The organism is Mesorhizobium sp. M0500 (assembly GCF_040321165.1).
Classification (GTDB): Bacteria; Pseudomonadota; Alphaproteobacteria; order Rhizobiales; family Rhizobiaceae; genus Mesorhizobium.
This window is the reverse complement of record NZ_JAMYRB010000026.1, coordinates 24,790-43,356: the sequence shown is the minus strand read 5'-3', so window position 1 is coordinate 43,356 and position 18,567 is coordinate 24,790. Positions and strand designations below refer to the sequence as shown.

Here is an 18,567-nt window from a genome sequence, read left to right as displayed (position 1 = left end):
CATGCACGATGATCATCACCACCACAGCCATGACCATGGCGACGGTCACCATCACGGGCCGAACGGTCATCATCACCATCCCCACCCCGTCGGCCACAACGGGCCGGCCGGCAAGCCGTTGCAATGGCAGACACCGCATCTACCGCACGACCATGCGCCCGAACCCGCCGACGCGCGGGCGACGGATCTCGATCTCGTCGAGATCGCGTTTCTCGAAGGGTTTTCGCGGGCGCCCGACCCGTCCAGTTTCCTGCGCCTCGCCGGAATTCCCTTCGTCGGCGAAACCGCCGACGGCATGCGGCTGCATCTCCTGCGCGTCGAGACGCAGGACATGGTCGATGTCGGCGCCGTCATGCCGATGATCGGCGGCGCTGGCGTCACCTATCACCCGCTGCCCGCGAAACTGACGTCGCGCCGGCGCCGCCTGGCCTTCGTCTACCATGACGGCAGGGGACAAAGACTCCTCGACTTCGGCGAGGCGCGGCTTCTGGCCGACAGGTCCGGCGCCGCACAATTCACCATGCCAGGGGCCGGACAATGAGCACCGGCCTTGAACCGATCGCACCTCTATCAAACAGGTCAAGAACCATGAACAGAACGCTTTCATTCTTCGGCAGACTCGCCCTGGCAGCCGCCACAACCCTCATCCCCTCATTGGCCTTCGCCCATAGCGGCGGTTTTCATGCCCACGGGTTTGTAGACGGCCTTCAGCACCCGCTGGCCGGCATCGATCATCTATTGGCGATGATGGCTGTCGGCATCATTGCCGCTCGCGCCGGCGGCAAGGGGATCATCATCGTGCCGTCGTGCTTTGTCTCGGCGATGGTCGCTGGCGCCCTGCTCGGTATCGCCGGCATCGGCCTGCCCTCACTGGAAACCGGCATAACGCTATCGCTGTTGGTCTTCGGCGCCATGATGGCGCTTGCCAAGCCGCTTCCGCTCGCTGTGGCCGCCTCGCTGATCGCTCTCTTCGCCCTCTTCCACGGCAATGCCCATGGCCTCGAAATTCCCGAGACGGCCAGCGGCATCGCTTATGCGGTCGGCTTCGTGGTCGCTACTTCGGCTCTTCACGCGACCGGCGCGTTAGCCGCCCTAACACTTCGGCGCTGGCCGCGAGCCATCCGCACGGCAGGGGTCGGCACGTCGTTGGTCGGCGTGGCGCTGGCGGCACAGATCATCTGAACCGCAGCCCATTCATCTGCGATGAACAGGAGGCGAAGGCGTGATCAACCGGCTAACCGTTTGGCAGCGCATCCGAAACGTGCTGTACCAGATCCTGAAGACCCGGTCTGAGCGACTCTGATCTCATCCGGAGATTGAGGCTAGCAGCTTGCCGTACGCAGCGCGCGCGTACGGAGCGGTCCGCCGTGGGTCGCGACTAACTTCCTAGGTGCAGCCGGACGGTCTTGCCTGACGTCGCCGGCCTGTTCCCAGCTACGCCAAATGATCGCCGTCGTGAACTCCGCGCCGGCGAGCGTGACTTGGTCGTCACCGCTGCTGGCGGCCTCCCGGGCGAGGTCATGAAGAACTGGCGTGTCAAAGCGCCGAACAAATTCGATCGCGAATTCGGCTTCTCACGCATGGGCTACGAGATCGCCGCAGGGTGGGGTGCGGCGATGGCCGATGTAGCATCCAGACAGTAATTCGAGGTTGATTGCGACGGGACTATGGGCGGATTTCTATTCCGAACACCGTGCCGGCGTCGTTCAAGCACTTGATAAACGATCCTGACACTCCACCGGCGGCTGGCAACACATCTGCGGCCTCCGGAGGCCCACCATAAGTCAATAAAATCAAACGCTATGGACGGCGGTTCGCCAGTTATTACTTGGCTACCCGAACCAAAACACACCGCTAAGTCATTGATAAATAATAACAATGGTGGGCCCGGAGGATGCATCAAAAGCATTGATTTCATTGACTTTTTCGTGGGCCAAAATCAGAAATCTTCCCGTATCGTTCCGTATGGTTCCGTCGCCGATGTCGGCCAAAACACCGAACGTTCTGCTTATTTGGCCGTCCAAGGCATCCGGCACCTGCTCGAACCCGATATCCGTCAGCCCGAAGCCGCCCGGACCGGTTGGCTCTTCGGCTGGCGCGCTGAAAGCAGGGCAACGAATTGATCCACGGCCTGCCCGGCCCGCGCCAGGACCAGCGGATCCACAAGCTTGCCATCGGAAAAATCGCTGTCGCTGCCGTACACGGCGCTTGGCACGGTCAGCGCCGAGTAGAAGCCGAACAGCGGGCGGAGCTGGTGTTCGACCACCAATGCATGGCGCTGGCCACCACCCGTCGCGCCGATCAGGACCGGCCGATCGACGAGTGCCAGCGGATCGATGAGATCGAACAGATGCTTGAAGAGGCCGACATAGGACCCGTTGTAGACCGGCGTCGTGACGATCAGCGCGTCGGCATGCTCGACAGCCTCCACCACATCCAGCGCCTCCGGCGTCAATTCCTTTCGCGTAAACGCAGCACCCAGACCACGACCGGCATCGACAAGATCGAGGAAATTTACCGTGACAGACAATCTTTCGCGCAGCGCCTTGCCGAGATGATGCGCCAGCGTCCGCGACTTCGACGGCCTGTGCGTGTTGCCCGAAAGCACGACGATGTTCTGGCGCAGCCGTTCGACGTGGAAATTCATGGGCTTCTCATCTGTCCAAAGCAATTGGAAACGCGGGCGGGGCCGCCGGCCCCGCCATTTCGTCGGCGACCGTCAGGCGGCGCGCAGAGGCCGTGTCAGCGGGATCGGCGCGGCCGGCTCCGAACGCGGCACGCGGCCTTCGACCGGATGGCTCGGATCATTGAACCCATGCGTTGAGGCATGGCCGGCGGTGACGAGGCGGTCGACAAAGGCCTCGTCCTCGGCGCTCAGCCTGAAGTCCAATGCCTTCGCATAGCTGTCCCACTGTTCCTCGGTGCGCGGGCCGGCGATCGCCGCCGTGATCAGCCGGTTGTTCAACACCCAGGCCAGCGCGAAATCAGCGGCCGAGACGCCGCGTGACTTTGCGTGCGCCGCGATCTGCCTGGCGATCTCGATCGATTCCGGGCGCCACTCGGTCTCGGCGATGCGCTTGTCGCCACGGCCGGCCCGCGTGTCGGCGGCAGGCGCCTGGTTCGGCTCGTATTTGCCGGTCAGCACGCCGCGCGCCAGCGGGCTGTAGGAGACGACGCCAAGACCGTAATAGGCGGCCGCCGGCAGCTGTTCGGCCTCGGCGGTGCGGTTGACGATGTTATAGAGTGGCTGGCTGGCCACCGGCCGGTCGATGCCGAGTTCATCGGCCAGATGCGCGACTTCGGCGATGCGCCAGCCACGAAAGTTGGAGACGCCGAAATAGCGCAGCTTGCCCTGGCGGATCAGGTCGGCGATCGCCCGCACCGGCTCCTCCAGCGGCGCATCGAAGACGGCGCGGTGGAAGTAGAACAGGTCGATATAGTCTGTTCCCAGGCGCCGCAGGCTGTTCTCGACCGTCTGGATCACCCATTTGCGCGAATGGCCGCCGAGATTAGGCCCCTTGTCATGCGAGTTGACGAACTTGGTCGCCACGACCCAATGATCGCGCGTCGCCTTGATGCCGCGACCGACGACTTCCTCGGACTTGCCGTTGTGGTAGACGTCGGCGGTGTCAATGAAGTTGATGCCTTGCTCGCGCGCCTTGTCGATGATGCGATGCGCGACCGTCTCCTCGGTCGGCCCGCCGAACATCATCGTGCCGAGGCTGAGCGGCGAAACCTTCAGGGCGCTGCGGCCAAGATAGCGGTAGTCGGACATTTTTCTGCTCCGTTGAATTTCAGTTGATGGTTGGTTCGGCGTAGTGGCAGGCGACGTGGTGTCCGGGCGAGATCGCCCGGAATGCCGGCTCCTGCGAACGGCACAGGTCCGTCGCCAGCGGGCAGCGCGTGTGAAAGCGGCAACCGTTCGGGATGTTCTGCGGGCTCGGCAGATCGCCATGGATCGGCGCGGCCTGACGTCGGCGCGCCGGGTCCGGCACGGCATCCATCAGCGCGCGCGTGTAGGGATGCTTTGGCGAGGTCCACAGCGTCGCATTGTCGGCGCTTTCGACAATGCGTCCGAGATACATAACCAGCACCCGGTCGGCGAAATAGCGGACGACCGACAGATCGTGCGAGATGAACAGATAGGACAGCCCGAGCTGCCGCTTCATGTCGACCAGCAGGTTAAGGATCTGCGCCTGGATCGAGAGATCGAGCGCCGACACCGGCTCGTCGCAGACGACCAGTTCCGGATTGAGGATCAGCGCCCGGGCGATGCCGATGCGCTGGCGTTGCCCGCCGGAAAATTCATGCGGGTAGCGGCCGAGAGCATCTCCAGGCAATCCTACACGCTGGACTATGTCCTCGACAATTTTCCGCCGCTCGGCCTTGTTGCCAATGCCATGGACCTTCAGGGGTGCTGTCAGGATGTCGCCTATCATGTGGCGCGGATTGAGCGATGCGAACGGATCCTGGAAGATCATCTGGATATTACGGCGCGCCGCCTTCAGCCGGCGCGCGTCGAGAACGGTGATGTCGGTGCCGTTGAACTCGATCCTGCCGCTAGTCGGGTCGACCAGCCGCATGATGGTCTTGCCTAGCGTCGATTTTCCGCAACCGCTTTCGCCGACGAGACCAACCGTCTCGCCGCGTCCGACTTCGAGGGATACGCCATCGACGGCGCGCAGCGTGCCGCCCTGGGCGTGGAAATGGGTGGAAAGGTCAGAGACCGAGAGCAGCGCCATGCGCAACCTCCGGAATGAAGCTGTAGGGGCAGGCGACTAGACGATCCTCGCTCACCTCGACGAGGGCGGGTACGAAATGGGCGCAGCTGTCGCGCGCCACCGTGCAGCGCGGGCGGAACGGGCAGCCCTTTTCGCCAGCGGCCGAGACGATGCTGCCGGGAATCTCGGTCAGCCTGGCGTCGCGGTAGTGGAGATTGGTCTTCAGCCTTGGCGAAGCGGCAAGCAGGCCGCGCGTATAGGGGTGAAGGGGTGTTCTGAACAGTGCGTCTGGCAGCGCCTGTTCAACCTTGCGGCCGGCATACATGACGACGACCTTGTCGGCCCATTGTGCGACGACACCAAGATCGTGGGTGATGAGCACGACAGCCATCGACAATTCGCGGCGCAGCGTATCGAGCAGGTCGAGCACCTGCGCCTGGATGGTCACGTCGAGCGCCGTCGTCGGCTCGTCGGCAATCAGCAGGCGTGGTCGGCAGGCAACGGCGATGGCAATCATGACGCGCTGGCGCATGCCGCCGGAAAGCTGATGCGGATAGTCGTCGATGCGCCGCTGCGGATCGGGAATACGCACCAGATTGAGAAGCTCGATGGCACGGCTCCGCGCTGCCTTGCCGCGTATGCCTTCGTGCAGCGTCAGCACCTCGGTGATCTGCCGGCCGATGGTCAGCACCGGATTGAGCGACGTCATCGGCTCCTGGAAGATCATGGCGATCTCGCGTCCGCGCAGGTTCCGCATAGCCTTCTGGTCGAGACCGAGCAGGTCCTTGCCGGCGAATTCGATCCGGCCATTGGGGATTTTCGCCGAGCGCGGCAGAAGCTGCATCAGGGCGAGCGCAGTCAGCGACTTGCCGGAGCCTGATTCACCAACGATCGCCAGCGTCTCGCCCTCACCGACCTCGAAGCTCAGCCGGCTGACCGGCTCAGTGTTCGGGAAGCGAACCGTCAGATTGTCGATCCTGAGCAAAGGAGCCGCCATCTCTAGCGCTCCTGTGAGAAGCGCGGGTTGAGCGCGTCGTTGAGGCCGTCACCGATCAGGTTGAGCGCCAGCACGGTAAAGACGATCGCCAGTCCCGGAAGCGCTGTCAGATACCAAGCGGTGCGGATCAATTCCCTGCCCGCTCCGATCATCGAGCCCCAGCTGACGACGTTGGGATCGCCGAGGCCCATGAAGGACAGCGCCGATTCCATCAGGATCGCGGTCGCCACCATCACCGACGAGGTCACGATCAACGGCGGCAGCGCATTGGGCAGGATCTCGCGGAAGATAATGCGGGCATGGCAGTAGCCGAGGCTGCGGGCGGCCATGACGAAATCCTTCTCGCGGATGGCCCGGAATTCGGCGCGGGTCAACCGCGCCACCGTCGGCCAGGTGATGACGGCGATCGCCACTGTCACGACGGGCGCGGTCGGCTGCGCGATCGCCACCATGACGACCAGAAGCACGAAGCTCGGTATGGTCTGAAAGATCTCGATCAGGCGCACCAGCAGATCGTCGATCCAGCCGCCGAAGTAGCCGGCGGCGGCGCCGACCAGGATGCCGAAGCCGAGACCGAGCGCGGTCGCCACCAGGCCGACGAACAGCGAAATCCGCGCACCATGCAGAATGCCAGAAAGCACATCGCGGCCCATGGAGTCCGTGCCCAGTGGGAAGGCTGGGTTCTGGCCCGGCCACAGGAAGGGCCGCGCCACCATCGATAGCGGATCGGCCGGATAGAGGACTGGTGCTAGCAGTGCGGCCAGCACGACCAACGACAGGAACACCACGCCGAACATGGCGTTGGGATTGCGCAGGAAAACCTTCAGCGCACGCCCTCCAACGGCTATCGGCACCGACGCTGCCGAAGCGGAGCGTGCGTCGGGCGCGTGGAGATTGCTCCAGCTCTTTGCCTCGGGCTCAGGCGGTGCCGCGGGCCCGCGGGCATCGGCATGGAGACGGCGGGAACGGGCATCGCCCGCGGCGAAATCGGTGGAAGCCATCAGCGTACTCCGATGCGGGGATCGAGCCAGGCGTGCAGAAGATCGACGGTCGCGTTGGCGATGATGACCAGCAGCGACGACAACAGAAGGATGCCGAGCAGCACGGTGAAATCGCGGCCCATGACCGCTTCGAAGGCGAGACGCCCGAGGCCGGGCCAGGAATAGACGGTCTCGACAACGACGGCGCCGCCGAGCATGCCGCCAACATGCATGCCGGCCATGGTGGTAATGGGGATCAGCGCGTTGCGCAGGACATGGCGAATGGTGATGATGGCCGGCGGCAGGCCCTTGGCTGCGGCGGTGCGCACGTAGTCCTGCGACTGGACCTCCAGCATCGCCGCTCGTGTCAGCCGCGCATAGATCGCCACGTAGAACAGCGCCAGCGACAGTGCCGGCAGGATCATGTAGCGCGCCCTGTCCCAGAGCCCGGCAAGGCCGGTCAGGTTGCTGCCGATGGTTCCCGAGCCGCCGCTCGGCAGCCAGCCGAGCTTGACCGAAAACAACACGATCAGCATCAAGCCGATCCAGAAACCCGGGATTGAATAGAACAGCAGCGAAATAACGGAGAGCAGACGATCCGGCAGGCGCCCGGCAAACACCGCCATCACCGATCCAAGGGCGAGGCCGAGCACAATGGCGACGGCCAGAGCCACCGCCATCAGCACCAGCGTGCCGGGCAGCCGCTGGCCGATCAGGTCGGCAACCGGCATGCCGTAGCGCGGCGAAAAGCCGAGGCTGAAATGCGCCAGATTGTAGAGATAGTTGAACAGCTGGACGAGCAGCGGATTGTCGAGCCCAAAGCGCTGGCGCAGTGCCGCCATGGTCTCCACCGTGGCCGAACCAGCCTCGCCAGCCATGACGTCGGCCGCATCGCCCGGCGCGAGCTGCTGCAGAAAGAAATTCAGGATCACGATGCCCAGAACGGTCGGCACCGCCTGTATCGCGGTGCGTCGAAACGTTCTGCCAATGCGCGTCAGGGTCGACATCGTTTTCGCTATCCCGGCTGTGGCTGACGATGCGGGTTTGCTGTTTCCCGGAAAGTTTCGTGCTTTTTAGTTGACAAAATTTATAGACATTGTCAAACGTGATTTAAGAAATTTTATCCTGCAAATGGCGACTTTGCAGAATAGAATTTTATTTCATGCTACGAAATTGGCGGTTTGAGGCATGAAATCTTAAGCGCGGGAGCGGGTCGGCCAAATCTTTTCGCAAACGGGCCCGCTCTTGGAACAATAGATTTTTAACTCGGTGGCCGAGGATCGGCCGATCGGGGGCGGCAGCAAAAAAAGGACTAGGGCGCGATGTCTCATTTCCTCATTCCGAACCGCCGCAGGTTCCTCGGCATCTCGGCAGCCGCACTCGGAGCGACGCTGTTGTCTGCATCGCGCAGCGCCTACGCCGCCGAGCCGAAACAGGGTGGAACGGCGACGCTGGTGCTCTCGGCTGAGCCGCCGGTGCTGACAACGATCGCCCACACGGCATTCAATTCGGTCTACGTCTCGGCAAAGACCACCGAGGGCCTGCTGACCTATGATTTCGATCTCACGCCGCGCCCATCCCTGGCCAGACAATGGTCAGTCAGTGACGATGGGCTGCAATACACCTTCAAGCTGCGCGAAGGCGTGAAGTGGCATGATGGCCAGCCGTTCACCGCCGCCGACGTCGCCTATTCGATCACCACGATCAGAGAGGTTCATCCGCGCGGCCGCAACACCTTCCTCAACCTTGTAGATATCCAGACGCCGGATCCGCTGACCGTGACGCTGGTTCTGTCGAGGCCGGCGCCTTACCTGATCACGGCCCTGGCCGCGGCCGAAACGCCAATCGTGCCGAAGCACCTCTATGACGGCACAAAGGCAGCCGAAAATACCGTCAACGTCGCGCCGGTCGGCACCGGCCCGTTCGTCTTCAAGGAATGGGTGCGCGGCAGCCACATCGTCTATGAACGTAATCCCGACTATTGGGACGCGCCGCGCCCCTACCTTGACCGGCTGATTGTCCGTTTCATCCCTGACGCTTCGGCGCGCGCACTGGCGCTGGAGACAGGCGAGATCGATCTGGCGCCGGCAACGCCGATTCCGTACAGCGATTTGCAGCGCTTCGAAACGCTGCCGCATATCGGCTTCGAGAAACAGGGCTACCAATATTCCAATGGCATCAGCCGGGTCGAGTTCAACCTGGAGAAACCCTATTTCCAGCATGTTCGCGTCCGCCGCGCCTTCGCCCATGTTATCGACCGCGACATCATCCGCGACACCATCAACTATGGCTATGGCGCGACCATTCCCGGCCCGATCAACCCCAATTTGAAGAAGTGGTACGTCGCCGACCTGAAGACCTATCCGGTCGACATTGCCACTGCCGAGAAACTGCTCGACGAAGCAGGCTTGCCGCGCGACGCCAACGGCACCCGGCTCAAGCTTGTCCACGACTATGTCCCGAGCGGCGAGACCTACAAGCGCGGCGCCGAATACATCAAGCAGGCATTGGCCGCAGTCGGGGTCGAGGTCACCGTACGCAGCCAGGATTTCGCCACCTACACCAAGCGCATCTACACCGACCGCGATTTCGACTTCACCTTCAACGGCATGAGCAATCTGTTCGACCCGACGGTCGGCGTGCAGCGGCTCTACTGGTCGAAGAATTTCAAGCCCGGCGTACCGTTCTCCAACGGTTCGAAATACAGCAACGCCAAGGTCGATGAACTTCTTGAAGCGGCCGCCGTCGAGGTCGATCACGAAAAGCGCTTCGAGCAATGGGCCGCGATCCAGCAGATCCTTGTCGAGGACCTGCCCGACATCGGCATCGTCAGCCAGCCGGAAATCACCCTCTACAACAGGCGCATAGCCGGTCACACGGTGGGCGCTGAGGGCAATGCCGGCTCCCTCGCAACAGCCCATATCGTCGCTTGATCCGCTGACCCGTGTGCGCGGTCCTTTCGCGCACGGGTTCCCTTCCTCCACCCGAGAAAGTTCGCCATGACGCTCGCCCACAAGCCTGGTTCCATCGTCGGCACGCCCTTCTTCAAGGCGCCGACCGACTATCCGGACAGCCCGCTGTCGAAAGCGCTCCGGCAGCCGGTGCTGCTCGGGCTGTTCCTGCCAATCCAGGCCGGTGGCTGGACCAACTCGACGCTGCCGCGCTCGACCGACTGGCGCTTCGATTACAACCGCGACCTGACGCTCAAGGCTGAGGAGCTTGGCTTCGACCTCGTCTTCGCGCTCAGTCAATGGCTGCCCAAGGGCGGCTATGGCGGCGTTTTCAACGGCCAGGCGCTGGACAGTTTTGTGTCCGTGGCGGCCATGGCCGCGATCACCAAGAAGATCATGCTGATTTCGACCATGCATGTTCTCTACGGCCCGTGGCATCCGCTGCATCTGGCGAAGTTCGGCGCGACGCTCGACCACATCTCCGGCGGCCGCTGGGGCATCAACGTGGTCACCGGCCATCGCGCCGTCGAACACGAGATGTTCGGCTGGAACCGCATCGAGCACGACCGTCGCTATGAACTCGCCGCCGAATTCGTTGAGGTGCTGCAGCGACTGTGGCAGGACGACGAGAATTTCTCCTTCTCCGGAGAATCGAGCTGGAAGCTCAATGGCGGCTTCGTCACGCCCAAGCCGAATTATGGACGGCCGATCCTGGTCAATGCCACCGGCTCCGACGCCGGCATTTCCTTTGCCGGCCGTTATTCCGACATCGTCTTCGTCACCAGCCCGGCCGGCTCCGATATTGCCAGCGCGCTGGAAGCGCTGCCGGCGCATACGAAGAAGGTGAAGGACGCAGCTCTCGGCGTCGGCCGCACCGTGCGCACGCTGCTCAACCCGCTGGTCATCAGCAGGCCGACCGAGAAGGAAGCCTGGGCGGTCGCCGACGAGATCGTCGCCCATGCCGACAGCCGCACGCCGAAAGGCTTCCAGACCTTCAACAGCGACGCCCAGGCCTGGAAAGGACGCGAAGGCCGCGAGGACCCCTACGCCAAGGTCGGCGGCAACATCTACCTCATCGGCACGCCCGAACAGATCGTCGACCAGTTCGTCAAGTTGAAGGACGCCGGCATTGACGGCCTGCAGCTGTCCTTCTTCGATTTCAAGCCTGACCTCGAATTCTTCGGCGAGAACATCCTGCCGCTGATGAAGCAGGCTGGCCTGCGCAACACCTAAGGAGCCATCATGACCGCGACTGGGATCTCCGAAATCTGGTACACACGCTGCCCGGTGCCGACGCCTGTCGGGCTCGCCGCACAGCTCGGGCTTCTCGACGAGACCTTTCGCAAGGAGGGGATCGAATTGAAGTCGATCATCGATTCGGCCAATCGCGACATCCGCCAGAGCCATTTCAACCACACGCTCGACTGGTCGTTCCGCCACGGCGGCAACGTGCCGCCGATCCGCGCGCGGTCCGAAGCGCGCAAGACGCGTCTCGTCGGCATCACTTGGACCGACGAATTCCAGGCAATCATCGCCCTGCCCGGTTCCGGCATCAGGACAACCCAGGACCTGAAAGGCCGCCGCTTCGGCATCGCCCGGCGCCCCGAAGGCATCGTCGACTTCATGCGAGCGACGGCGTTGAAGGGACTGGTCTCGGCGCTCTCGCTCGAGGGCCTTGGCTATGGCGACGTCGAGATCGTCGACATAGCGCTGGCCGACAGCGTGCTCGACAGCCAGGAAGGACCGTCGCTGTTCGGCCTCAAGCGCAAGCAGGCCTATGGCGAGGAAGCCGCAGCCCTGATCCGCGGCGAGGTCGACGCCATCTATGTCAAGGGCACGGCCGGCATCAATGTCGCCAATCTGATCGGCGCCATCCAGGTCGTGGAATTTGGCTTCCACCCCGACCCGAACATCCGCATCAATTCCGGTTCGCCGCGCGTGCTGACCGTCGATGAACTGCTGGCGGAACAACGCCCCGATCTGGTCGCGCGACTGATCGAGACCATCCTGCGCGCCAGTGCCTGGGCCGAGGCGCATCCGGAAGAGACGCAGCGCTTTGTTGCCCGCGAAGCCGGGGCCACCGAGGAACAGGTGCTGGCCGCCAATGGCCCGGATGTCCATAAGCATCTCGGCCTCGGACTGCAGCCTGAGCTCGTCGCAGCGGTTTCCCACTACAAGAATTTCCTGCGCGACTGGGGCTTCCTCGCCGGCGATTTCGACGTCGAGCACTGGGTCGATCGCCGGCCGCTCGATCTGGTGAACATTCGCGCCGCCGCCTGAGAGAAAGCCAACGTCATGATGTCGACAATTGCCGAGTTTCCGCAACTCCTCGAGAAAGTGGCCGGCCTCGCCGACGACTTCGCGCTGACCGCCGCGCATCACGACGCGACCGGGGAATTCCCATTCGCCAATTTCGACCGGCTTCACCAGGCGGGGCTGCTTGGCCTGGTCACGGCGCGCGAACATGGCGGCTTCGGTGGCGGGCTGACGGAAGCACAGGCGGTGATCGCCGAGATCGGTCGTGGCGAGCCGTCGACAGCGCTGGTGCTGGCCATGCACTACAACAGCCAGTATGCGATGCGGAAATCCGGAAAATGGCCGCGCCATCTGGTTCAGCGGATTGTCGAGGCCGGCCGTCTTGGCCCTGCCCTGATCAACGCCGCCCAGGCCGAGCCCCGGATCGGCTCGCCAGCTCATGGCAAGCCGCCCGAAACCATTGCCCGGCGGGACGGCAACGTCTGGCGGATATCCGGCCACAAGAACTACGTCACCGGCATTCCTATTCTGAAATGGGTGAACTTGCTGGCGCTGACCGACGAGCCGCAGCCGCGTCTGGCTTCATTCCTGGTGCCGACCGACGCGCCTGGATTTCGCGTCGAAAAGACATGGAACGCCGCCGGCATGCGGGCGACGGCCAGCGACGACATCATTCTGGATAATGTTGCGGTTCCTGCCGAAGACATCACCGAGGCGCAGCCGGCATCCGAGCCGCTGAGGCGCGAGGAAAGCGCGACGGCGTTCTTCTTTTCGCTGATCGGCGCTGTCTACCACGGTGCCGCCCGTGCTGCCCGTGACCGGCTGGTCTCCTTTGTCAGCACGCACGCGCCGGCAAGTCTTGGTGCGCCGCTGTCGACCGTGCCGCACATCCAGTCAGGGCTGGGCGACATAGAGGTTCGGCTTGCGAGCAGCGCGCGGCTGCTGCGTTCGCTCGCCGAAGATGTCGACGCCGGCCGGCCTGTGGGCACCGACGGCATGACGGTCAGGCATGTCGTCATCGACAATGCCGTTGCCGTCACCTCGCTGGCGCTGGAGCTTGCCGGCAATCCAGGCCTTAACAGAGATTTCCAGCTTGAGCGCCACCACCGTGATGCGCTGACCGCCCGTTCCCACGCACCGCAGAACCACATGATCCGCACGATCGCCGCCAAGGCGACGCTCAGCCGCCATACCGCCCGGCAGCTGGCCGAGACACCGGCTATTGCCGCTGGCAAGCCCAGGCTCGTGGCGGTCGGTTGAGCGCCATGACAACAGAACATGTCGAAGTCGCCATTATCGGCGGAGGCCCCGGCGGCCTGACACTGGCGCAAGGCCTGAAGAAGAACAGCATCAGTGTCGCGGTCTTCGAGAAGGACCGCGCCCGCACCGACTATGTCCAGGGTTTTCGTCTGCGCATCCGCCAGCGCGGCATCGATTCCCTGATCGCCAATTTGCCGCCGGAACTCTACGACGCTTTTGTCGCCACGCTCGGCCAGGCGCCAGATCGCAACATCCTGCTCGACGAGAATTTCAAGATCCTGGGCGAGGATGCTGCCTGGGGCGGCGGCAACGCGCTGGGCGAGGCCGACGATACGCATATCGAAAAGTCAGTGAGCCGTATCACGCTGCGCCAGGTGCTGTTGTCCGGCCTCGACGGCATCGTGCGCTACGGCAAGGTCTTCTCCCGCTACGACGAGCAGCCGGATGGTTCGGTCGTAGCGCATTTCGAGGATGGCTCGACAATCCATGCCGATGTGCTGGTCGGTGCCGACGGCGCCCGCTCGCGCGTGCGCCAGCAGCTGGTGCCGCATGCCAGGAGCTTCGATACAGGCGTCAGGCGCCTGGCCGGCAAGATGACGCTGCATGCGGCAGCCCTTCACCAGATCTCGCCGCTGCTACTCGACTACAATGCCGGCGTCAGGCCAACCGAAGGTCATGGGCTTATGGTCACCAGCCACAGGGTCAATGTCGACGCATTACGAAAGCATGGACTGATCGGGCTGGACGACGCCACCCACAAGGATTTTTCCGGTTTCCATTTCAACAACACCACCAGCTATGTCTGGTGGAACACCGCCTATGAAAAGGACGAACTTGCCACGGACGACGCGCTGGCAAAGCTCTCCGGTTCAGAACTGATTGACCTGCTGATCTCGAAGATCGCCCACTGGCACCCGGAAATCCTCGACCTCATCCGCTACACCGACCCATCGACGGTGGCGCTGCTTCATGTCCACAGCTCCGAACCTGTCGATCCCTGGCCGACGAAACCGGTGACGTTGCTTGGCGATGCCATCCACGCCATGACCTATTTTCGCGCGCTTGGCGGCAACACCTCGATCTACGACGCCGGGCTGCTGGTGCCAGAGCTGGTGGCCGCCAAACGCGGCGGCAAGCCGCTTCTCCAGGCGCTGTCGGAGTATGAGGCCAAGATGCTGGAGCACGGCGCCAAAGCCGTGCGGTCTTCGCTGACGGCGATGCAGAAGAACGTGCTGGCGGGCCGTCGCCGCCAATCGGAAGCCGCCGAATAGTGGCCCCGAAAAAATCGGCTGACAGTGCTCCTGCCCTACGCCGCTTCCACCAGGCTGGCCGACTGGAAGTCATACAAGAGGATCGCGATCTCGAAGCCGCGCCGCTGCAGCCAATGCGCCGTCGTCGCCGCGCGGACACCGAGCAGATCGTCGATCAGCACGACGCGGGCGCCGCGCACGGCGATGGTGCGATAGGCGACACCGAGCAACTGCCCGCCCTCAGACGCGATCGACCCCGGAATATGCGCTTCGGCGAACTCGTCGGGCGTGCGCACGTCAAGCAGGTAGGTCGTCCGCTTTTCGTCCTTCGCCCAGTTCGCGGCCGTGGCCGCATTGATGCGGGGAAAGCTGTCGCCTTCGGCAAGCTTTGCGATGTGCTCCCCGGCGAAACGCTTGGCATCCTCGCTTGCCGGACCATAGATTGCGGTCTTGCCGGTTTCGAGTGCAAGACCGGCTTCGCGCCATGCCTTGGTGCCGTCGTGCAGATAGGCGACCCGGTTGGGCACGCCGGCATCGATCAGTGTCTGCGCCCCGATGATGGCGCGCGGCAGGCCGGCGCAGGAGACGACAACCTGCGTCTCCGGTGACGGCACCAGGTCGGCGAAGCGCAGCACCAGCTCGGCGCCCGGCACGCTGACGGCGCCCGGCACATGGTCCTTTTCGAACTCCGCCACCGTGCGGCTGTCGAGCACCACCACGTCGGCGCCTCGGCCTCTGAGCACCGCGAGCTCTTCAACGCTGACGACCGGGGTCCCCTTCTCGTCGCGGATCGCCAGCGAAAAATCGACGCCCGGCGTATCGAAGGTCGGCAGGCCTTCAACGCCGCTTTGCGTCCATTCCGGAATTCCACCGTTCAGCGAAAACAGCTGGGTACGGCCATACCCCACCAGTCGTTCGACAAGTTGCTCGGCAACGCCGCTGCCGTCGTCCGCCAGCACGGTGCGCACCGATTTGCGCGGGATGAAGCGGTCGATCTCGGCCTCGACCTGAGCCGCGGGCAGGTTGGTGGCGAACAGCTGCGATGCGTATCCGACAGTCGCGCTGTCGCGAATGTCTAGCACCGCCAGTTCTTCGCCATCCGCCAGCCATTGGCGAAACATTTTCGAATCGATCGTCCTGTCGCTCATGATGCTTTCCTCTCTTGCTGTTCAGCGGCGCCACGGATCGAACGCGCAAGGCCGAGGTTCTCGCGCAACGTCCCGCCTTCGTAAGCAGTCCGGAACAGACGCCGCCGCTGCAGCTCCGGAATGACGAGGTCGACAAAATCGGTGAGGCCCGTCGGCAGGATCGGCGGCATGACGTTGAAGCCGTCCGCGGCGCCACCGGCGAACCACTCCTCCATCATGTCGGCCACATCCTTTGGCGTGCCGACGATCTGGAAATGGCCGCGCGCGCCGGCAACGGCGAGATACAATTGGCGGATGGTCAGGTTCCGGCTCGCGGCCAATTCGGAAACGACTTTCAGGCGGCTCTTCACGGCATCGGAACTGCCCAGTGCCGGCAACGGTCCGTCGAGTGAATGGCCGGAAAGATCGACACCGCCGAGCAATCCTGAAACCAGCGCCACACCAACCACAGGATCGACCAGGCGCTGGATCGCATCGAACTTGTCCTCGGCCTCCGTGCGCGTCGGCGCGACGACCGGGAAGACACCGGGCATGATCTTCAAGCTGTCGGCGGAGCGGCCAAACGAGCCCAGCCGGCCTTTCAGTTCGCCGTAAAAGCCGCGCGCCGATTCGATGGTCGGGTGGGCGGTGAAAACCACCTCCGCCGTCCGCGCCGCCAAGTGCTGGCCGGCATCGGACGAGCCCGCCTGGACGATGACGGGATGGCCCTGCGGTGGGCGAGCGACGTTGAGCGGTCCCTTGACGCGGAAATGCCGGCCGACATGGTCCGGGGCGTGGATGCCGCGCCGGTCGATGGCGATCCCCGAAGCCTTGTCGGCGACGAAGGCATCGTCGTCCCAGCTGTCCCAAAGCTTCTGCGCGACAGCGACGAATTCCTCGGCGCGGGCGTAACGGTCGGCATGAACGGGATGCTGGTCGAGGCTGAAATTCGCCGCCGCCGGCGCATCGGCTGAGGTGACGACATTCCAGCCTGTCCTGCCGCCGCTGAGATGATCGATCGAAGCGAACAGCCGCGCCAAGTGGAACGGCTCCCAATAGGTGGTCGAGGCGGTCGCAACGAGCCCGATCCCTTGCGTGATGGTCGAGAGCGCCGACAAAAGCGTCAGCGGCTCGAAATGCACGACATGGCCGGTGCGCTCGAAGGTCTCGATCGGCTGCTCGCCATTGCGCGCGCTGAGGCTGTCGGCCAGAAACACCATGTCGAACAGGCCACGCTCGGCAGTGCGCGCGGCGTCCGCATAGTGCTGAAAGCTCAGGCCCGGATTGGCAGGCACATCGGGATGGCGCCAGGCAGCGACATGATGGCCCGGTCCGCGAACAAAGGCTCCAAGCCTTATCTTTCGATTTTCAGTCATCAGCGGTTCTCAGGCTGGTCGCAAAGGGCGTTCCTATCTAGCGCCTGCCAAACCCGCTGAGTGAAAGAATGCCTTTCGCCAGCTGGCAATTATTGTTTTTTGACATCGGATTACGGGAAAGCACGATGGTCGTTGCCGGGGCGGTGGGCTAGAGCCATGACCACCGGCGTCGCAAAGGTTCTTGATGCTTCATACCCTTTCCTCCCCGCTACGTTCGATCCCTCGTTCAATCATCATCGTTGGCGGCGGCTTTGCCGGCGCGGTTACCGCGATCAAGCTGCTCGACCGTTCAACTGAGCCGCTGGCAATCACCATCATCGAGCGCCGGGCCCAACTCGGCCGCGGTGTTGCCTACAGCACCTGCGATCCGAACCATCTCGTCAACGGCGCGGCGCGTATCTTCTCGCTGCATCCAGACGATCCCGATCACCTCGTCCGCTGGCTCCTGGCGAATGGTCCGGACCAAGGCTGGACACCGCCCGAAGATGTCCCGGACTCCAGCCCGCCACGTTGGCTGTTCGGCAGCTATGTCCAGTCGGAACTGACGAGAGCGGTTCGAGAAGCAGATGGGCGCTCCTCGCTGCGCCACATCAAGGCATCCGCCGTCGACATGCTGACGGGTCCGTCCGGAGTCTGCGTCGGCACCGGCGACGGCCAGCAATTGCTGGCCGATGAGGCCGTGCTGGCGACTGGGGTGTTCCAGAGCGAGCCAGCGGCGGCAGAAGCACCTGTCATCAGCGATCCCCGCTACGTCGCAAATCCCTGGGATTCGGCGGCGCTCGACCGGCTCACCGGCAGCAAGAAACTGCTGCTGATCGGCTCCAGCCTGAGCATGGTCGACGTCGTCGCCAGCATGGAAGCGCGCGGCTTCAAGGGCGGTTATCGCGTCGTGTCGCGGCGCGGACAGATCGTCGAACCTCGGCGCAACACGGAAGCGTGGCGCGATTTCCTCGCCGGGCGGCCGCTGCCGAAAACCACCAGGGCGCTTCTCGCACTGGTCAAGGCCGAACGCCGGGCAATCGAAACCACCGGCCTGGACTGGCAAGGGCTGCCACTGACGATCCGGCCGTGGATCCTGGCCTTGTGGCAGGGCGCCACCGACAGGGAGCGCTTGAAGTTCGCACGCCATCTGCGCGCCTTCTGGGATGTCACCGCGCACCGCGCGGCGCCACCGAGCTTTGAGCGCGTGGCACTGGCGCGAAGCCAAGGCCGTTGGACGGGTGGAGCGGGACGGGTGCTGGCACTCCATCCGCAGGCAAATGGGATCGTCGCTGAAATCCGCTGGCGCGATACCGGCGCAGTCGAACGGCTGCGCTTCGACGGCGTCGTCAACTGCCGCGGCCATCAGGAGCATGATTGGCGACGGATCGCCGATCCGTTCGTCCGCAGCCTGCTTGAGAACGGCATCGTCAGGCCCCATGCAACCGGCTTCGGCATCGACGCGACGCATGGCGGCCAGGTGATTGCCGGTAACGGCAACACCCATGGCAATCTGTTCGCCATCGGCCATCCGCTGCGCGGCGTCGCCTGGGAATCGAGCTCAATCGGCGAACAACTGGCGCAGGCCATAGCCCTTGCCGGCCTTCTGGTCGGAGCCAGCCCAAGGCTGCGTGCTTTGGCCTGAAGTTACCGGCTTTGCGAAATGGAAG

17 protein-coding genes are annotated in these 18,567 nt (G+C 63.7%); 9 read left to right on the top strand and 8 right to left on the bottom strand.

What is annotated here, in order from left to right; genetic code table 11:
- Position 1: 1 nt before the first annotated feature.
- The 3 genes from NKI70_RS28345 to NKI70_RS28335 all read left to right on the top strand — a co-directional run bounded on the left by NKI70_RS28345 (position 2) and on the right by NKI70_RS28335 (position 1,643).
- The gene (locus NKI70_RS28345; RefSeq protein WP_352578213.1) at positions 2-541 is read left to right on the top strand and encodes a hypothetical protein; all 540 of its coding nucleotides are present in this window, start codon (positions 2-4) and stop codon (positions 539-541) included.
- 47 nt (positions 542-588) lie between these two features.
- Positions 589-1,182: a HupE/UreJ family protein gene (locus tag NKI70_RS28340; protein ID WP_352725636.1), complete on the top strand. Its 594-nt coding sequence runs from the start codon at positions 589-591 to the stop codon at positions 1,180-1,182.
- Positions 1,183-1,406: 224 nt separating this feature from the next.
- Complete coding sequence (locus NKI70_RS28335; protein WP_023679460.1) at positions 1,407-1,643, top strand: thiamine pyrophosphate-dependent enzyme; 237 nt, start codon at positions 1,407-1,409, stop codon at positions 1,641-1,643.
- A 413-nt stretch (positions 1,644-2,056) separates the two neighbouring features.
- Here NKI70_RS28335 and msuE read toward each other — a convergent pair whose 3' ends face one another.
- From msuE to NKI70_RS28305, 6 genes are all read right to left on the bottom strand, one after another.
- Positions 2,057-2,647 carry an FMN reductase gene (gene msuE / locus NKI70_RS28330; RefSeq protein ID WP_352623096.1) on the bottom strand — a complete coding sequence of 197 codons (591 nt, stop codon included), beginning with the start codon at positions 2,645-2,647 and terminating at the stop codon, positions 2,057-2,059.
- A 72-nt stretch (positions 2,648-2,719) separates the two neighbouring features.
- Entirely contained in the window at positions 2,720-3,775 is a 1,056-nt protein-coding gene (locus tag NKI70_RS28325; RefSeq protein ID WP_352623097.1) for an aldo/keto reductase, read from the bottom strand.
- A 19-nt stretch (positions 3,776-3,794) separates the two neighbouring features.
- Positions 3,795-4,742 (bottom strand): ABC transporter ATP-binding protein, encoded by a 948-nt coding sequence (locus tag NKI70_RS28320; RefSeq protein ID WP_352641063.1) that lies wholly within the window; start codon positions 4,740-4,742, stop codon positions 3,795-3,797.
- Positions 4,720-5,718, bottom strand: coding sequence for an ABC transporter ATP-binding protein (locus tag NKI70_RS28315; protein ID WP_023679455.1), 999 nt, complete (start codon positions 5,716-5,718; stop codon positions 4,720-4,722). The genes NKI70_RS28320 and NKI70_RS28315 overlap by 23 nt, the downstream gene beginning before the upstream one ends.
- A 2-nt stretch (positions 5,719-5,720) precedes the next feature.
- Entirely contained in the window at positions 5,721-6,719 is a 999-nt protein-coding gene (locus tag NKI70_RS28310) for an ABC transporter permease (protein ID WP_352700314.1), read from the bottom strand.
- On the bottom strand, positions 6,719-7,705 hold the full coding sequence (locus NKI70_RS28305) for an ABC transporter permease (RefSeq protein WP_352700313.1): 987 nt from the start codon (positions 7,703-7,705) through the stop codon (positions 6,719-6,721). Before NKI70_RS28305 ends, NKI70_RS28310 begins: the two co-directional genes overlap by 1 nt.
- Before the next feature lie 315 nt (positions 7,706-8,020).
- On the opposite strand from NKI70_RS28305, the gene NKI70_RS28300 reads away from it, so the two are divergent.
- The 5 genes from NKI70_RS28300 (at position 8,021) to NKI70_RS28280 (ending at position 14,436) form a co-directional block, all read left to right on the top strand.
- Positions 8,021-9,631, top strand: coding sequence for an ABC transporter substrate-binding protein (locus tag NKI70_RS28300; RefSeq protein WP_352700312.1), 1,611 nt, complete (start codon positions 8,021-8,023; stop codon positions 9,629-9,631).
- 66 nt (positions 9,632-9,697) lie between these two features.
- On the top strand, positions 9,698-10,882 hold the full coding sequence (locus NKI70_RS28295) for an LLM class flavin-dependent oxidoreductase (protein WP_352700311.1): 1,185 nt from the start codon (positions 9,698-9,700) through the stop codon (positions 10,880-10,882).
- Positions 10,883-10,891: 9 nt separating this feature from the next.
- Entirely contained in the window at positions 10,892-11,929 is a 1,038-nt protein-coding gene (locus NKI70_RS28290) for an ABC transporter substrate-binding protein (protein WP_352700310.1), read from the top strand.
- An 18-nt stretch (positions 11,930-11,947) separates the two neighbouring features.
- Positions 11,948-13,165 (top strand): acyl-CoA dehydrogenase family protein, encoded by a 1,218-nt coding sequence (locus NKI70_RS28285; RefSeq protein ID WP_352700324.1) that lies wholly within the window; start codon positions 11,948-11,950, stop codon positions 13,163-13,165.
- A 5-nt stretch (positions 13,166-13,170) separates the two neighbouring features.
- Entirely contained in the window at positions 13,171-14,436 is a 1,266-nt protein-coding gene (locus NKI70_RS28280) for an FAD-dependent oxidoreductase (RefSeq protein ID WP_352700309.1), read from the top strand.
- 35 nt (positions 14,437-14,471) lie between these two features.
- Here NKI70_RS28280 and NKI70_RS28275 read toward each other — a convergent pair whose 3' ends face one another.
- On the bottom strand, positions 14,472-15,563 hold the full coding sequence (locus NKI70_RS28275; RefSeq protein ID WP_352725633.1) for a rhodanese-like domain-containing protein: 1,092 nt from the start codon (positions 15,561-15,563) through the stop codon (positions 14,472-14,474).
- Positions 15,560-16,921 carry an LLM class flavin-dependent oxidoreductase gene (locus tag NKI70_RS28270; protein WP_352700323.1) on the bottom strand — a complete coding sequence of 454 codons (1,362 nt, stop codon included), beginning with the start codon at positions 16,919-16,921 and terminating at the stop codon, positions 15,560-15,562. The genes NKI70_RS28275 and NKI70_RS28270 overlap by 4 nt, the downstream gene beginning before the upstream one ends.
- 181 nt (positions 16,922-17,102) lie before the next feature.
- Here NKI70_RS28270 and NKI70_RS28265 point away from each other — a divergent pair, with 181 nt between their 5' ends.
- Positions 17,103-18,542, top strand: a complete 1,440-nt coding sequence (locus tag NKI70_RS28265) for an FAD/NAD(P)-binding protein (RefSeq protein ID WP_352700322.1) — start codon at positions 17,103-17,105, stop codon at positions 18,540-18,542.
- The last annotated feature ends 25 nt before the right edge of the window (positions 18,543-18,567 follow it).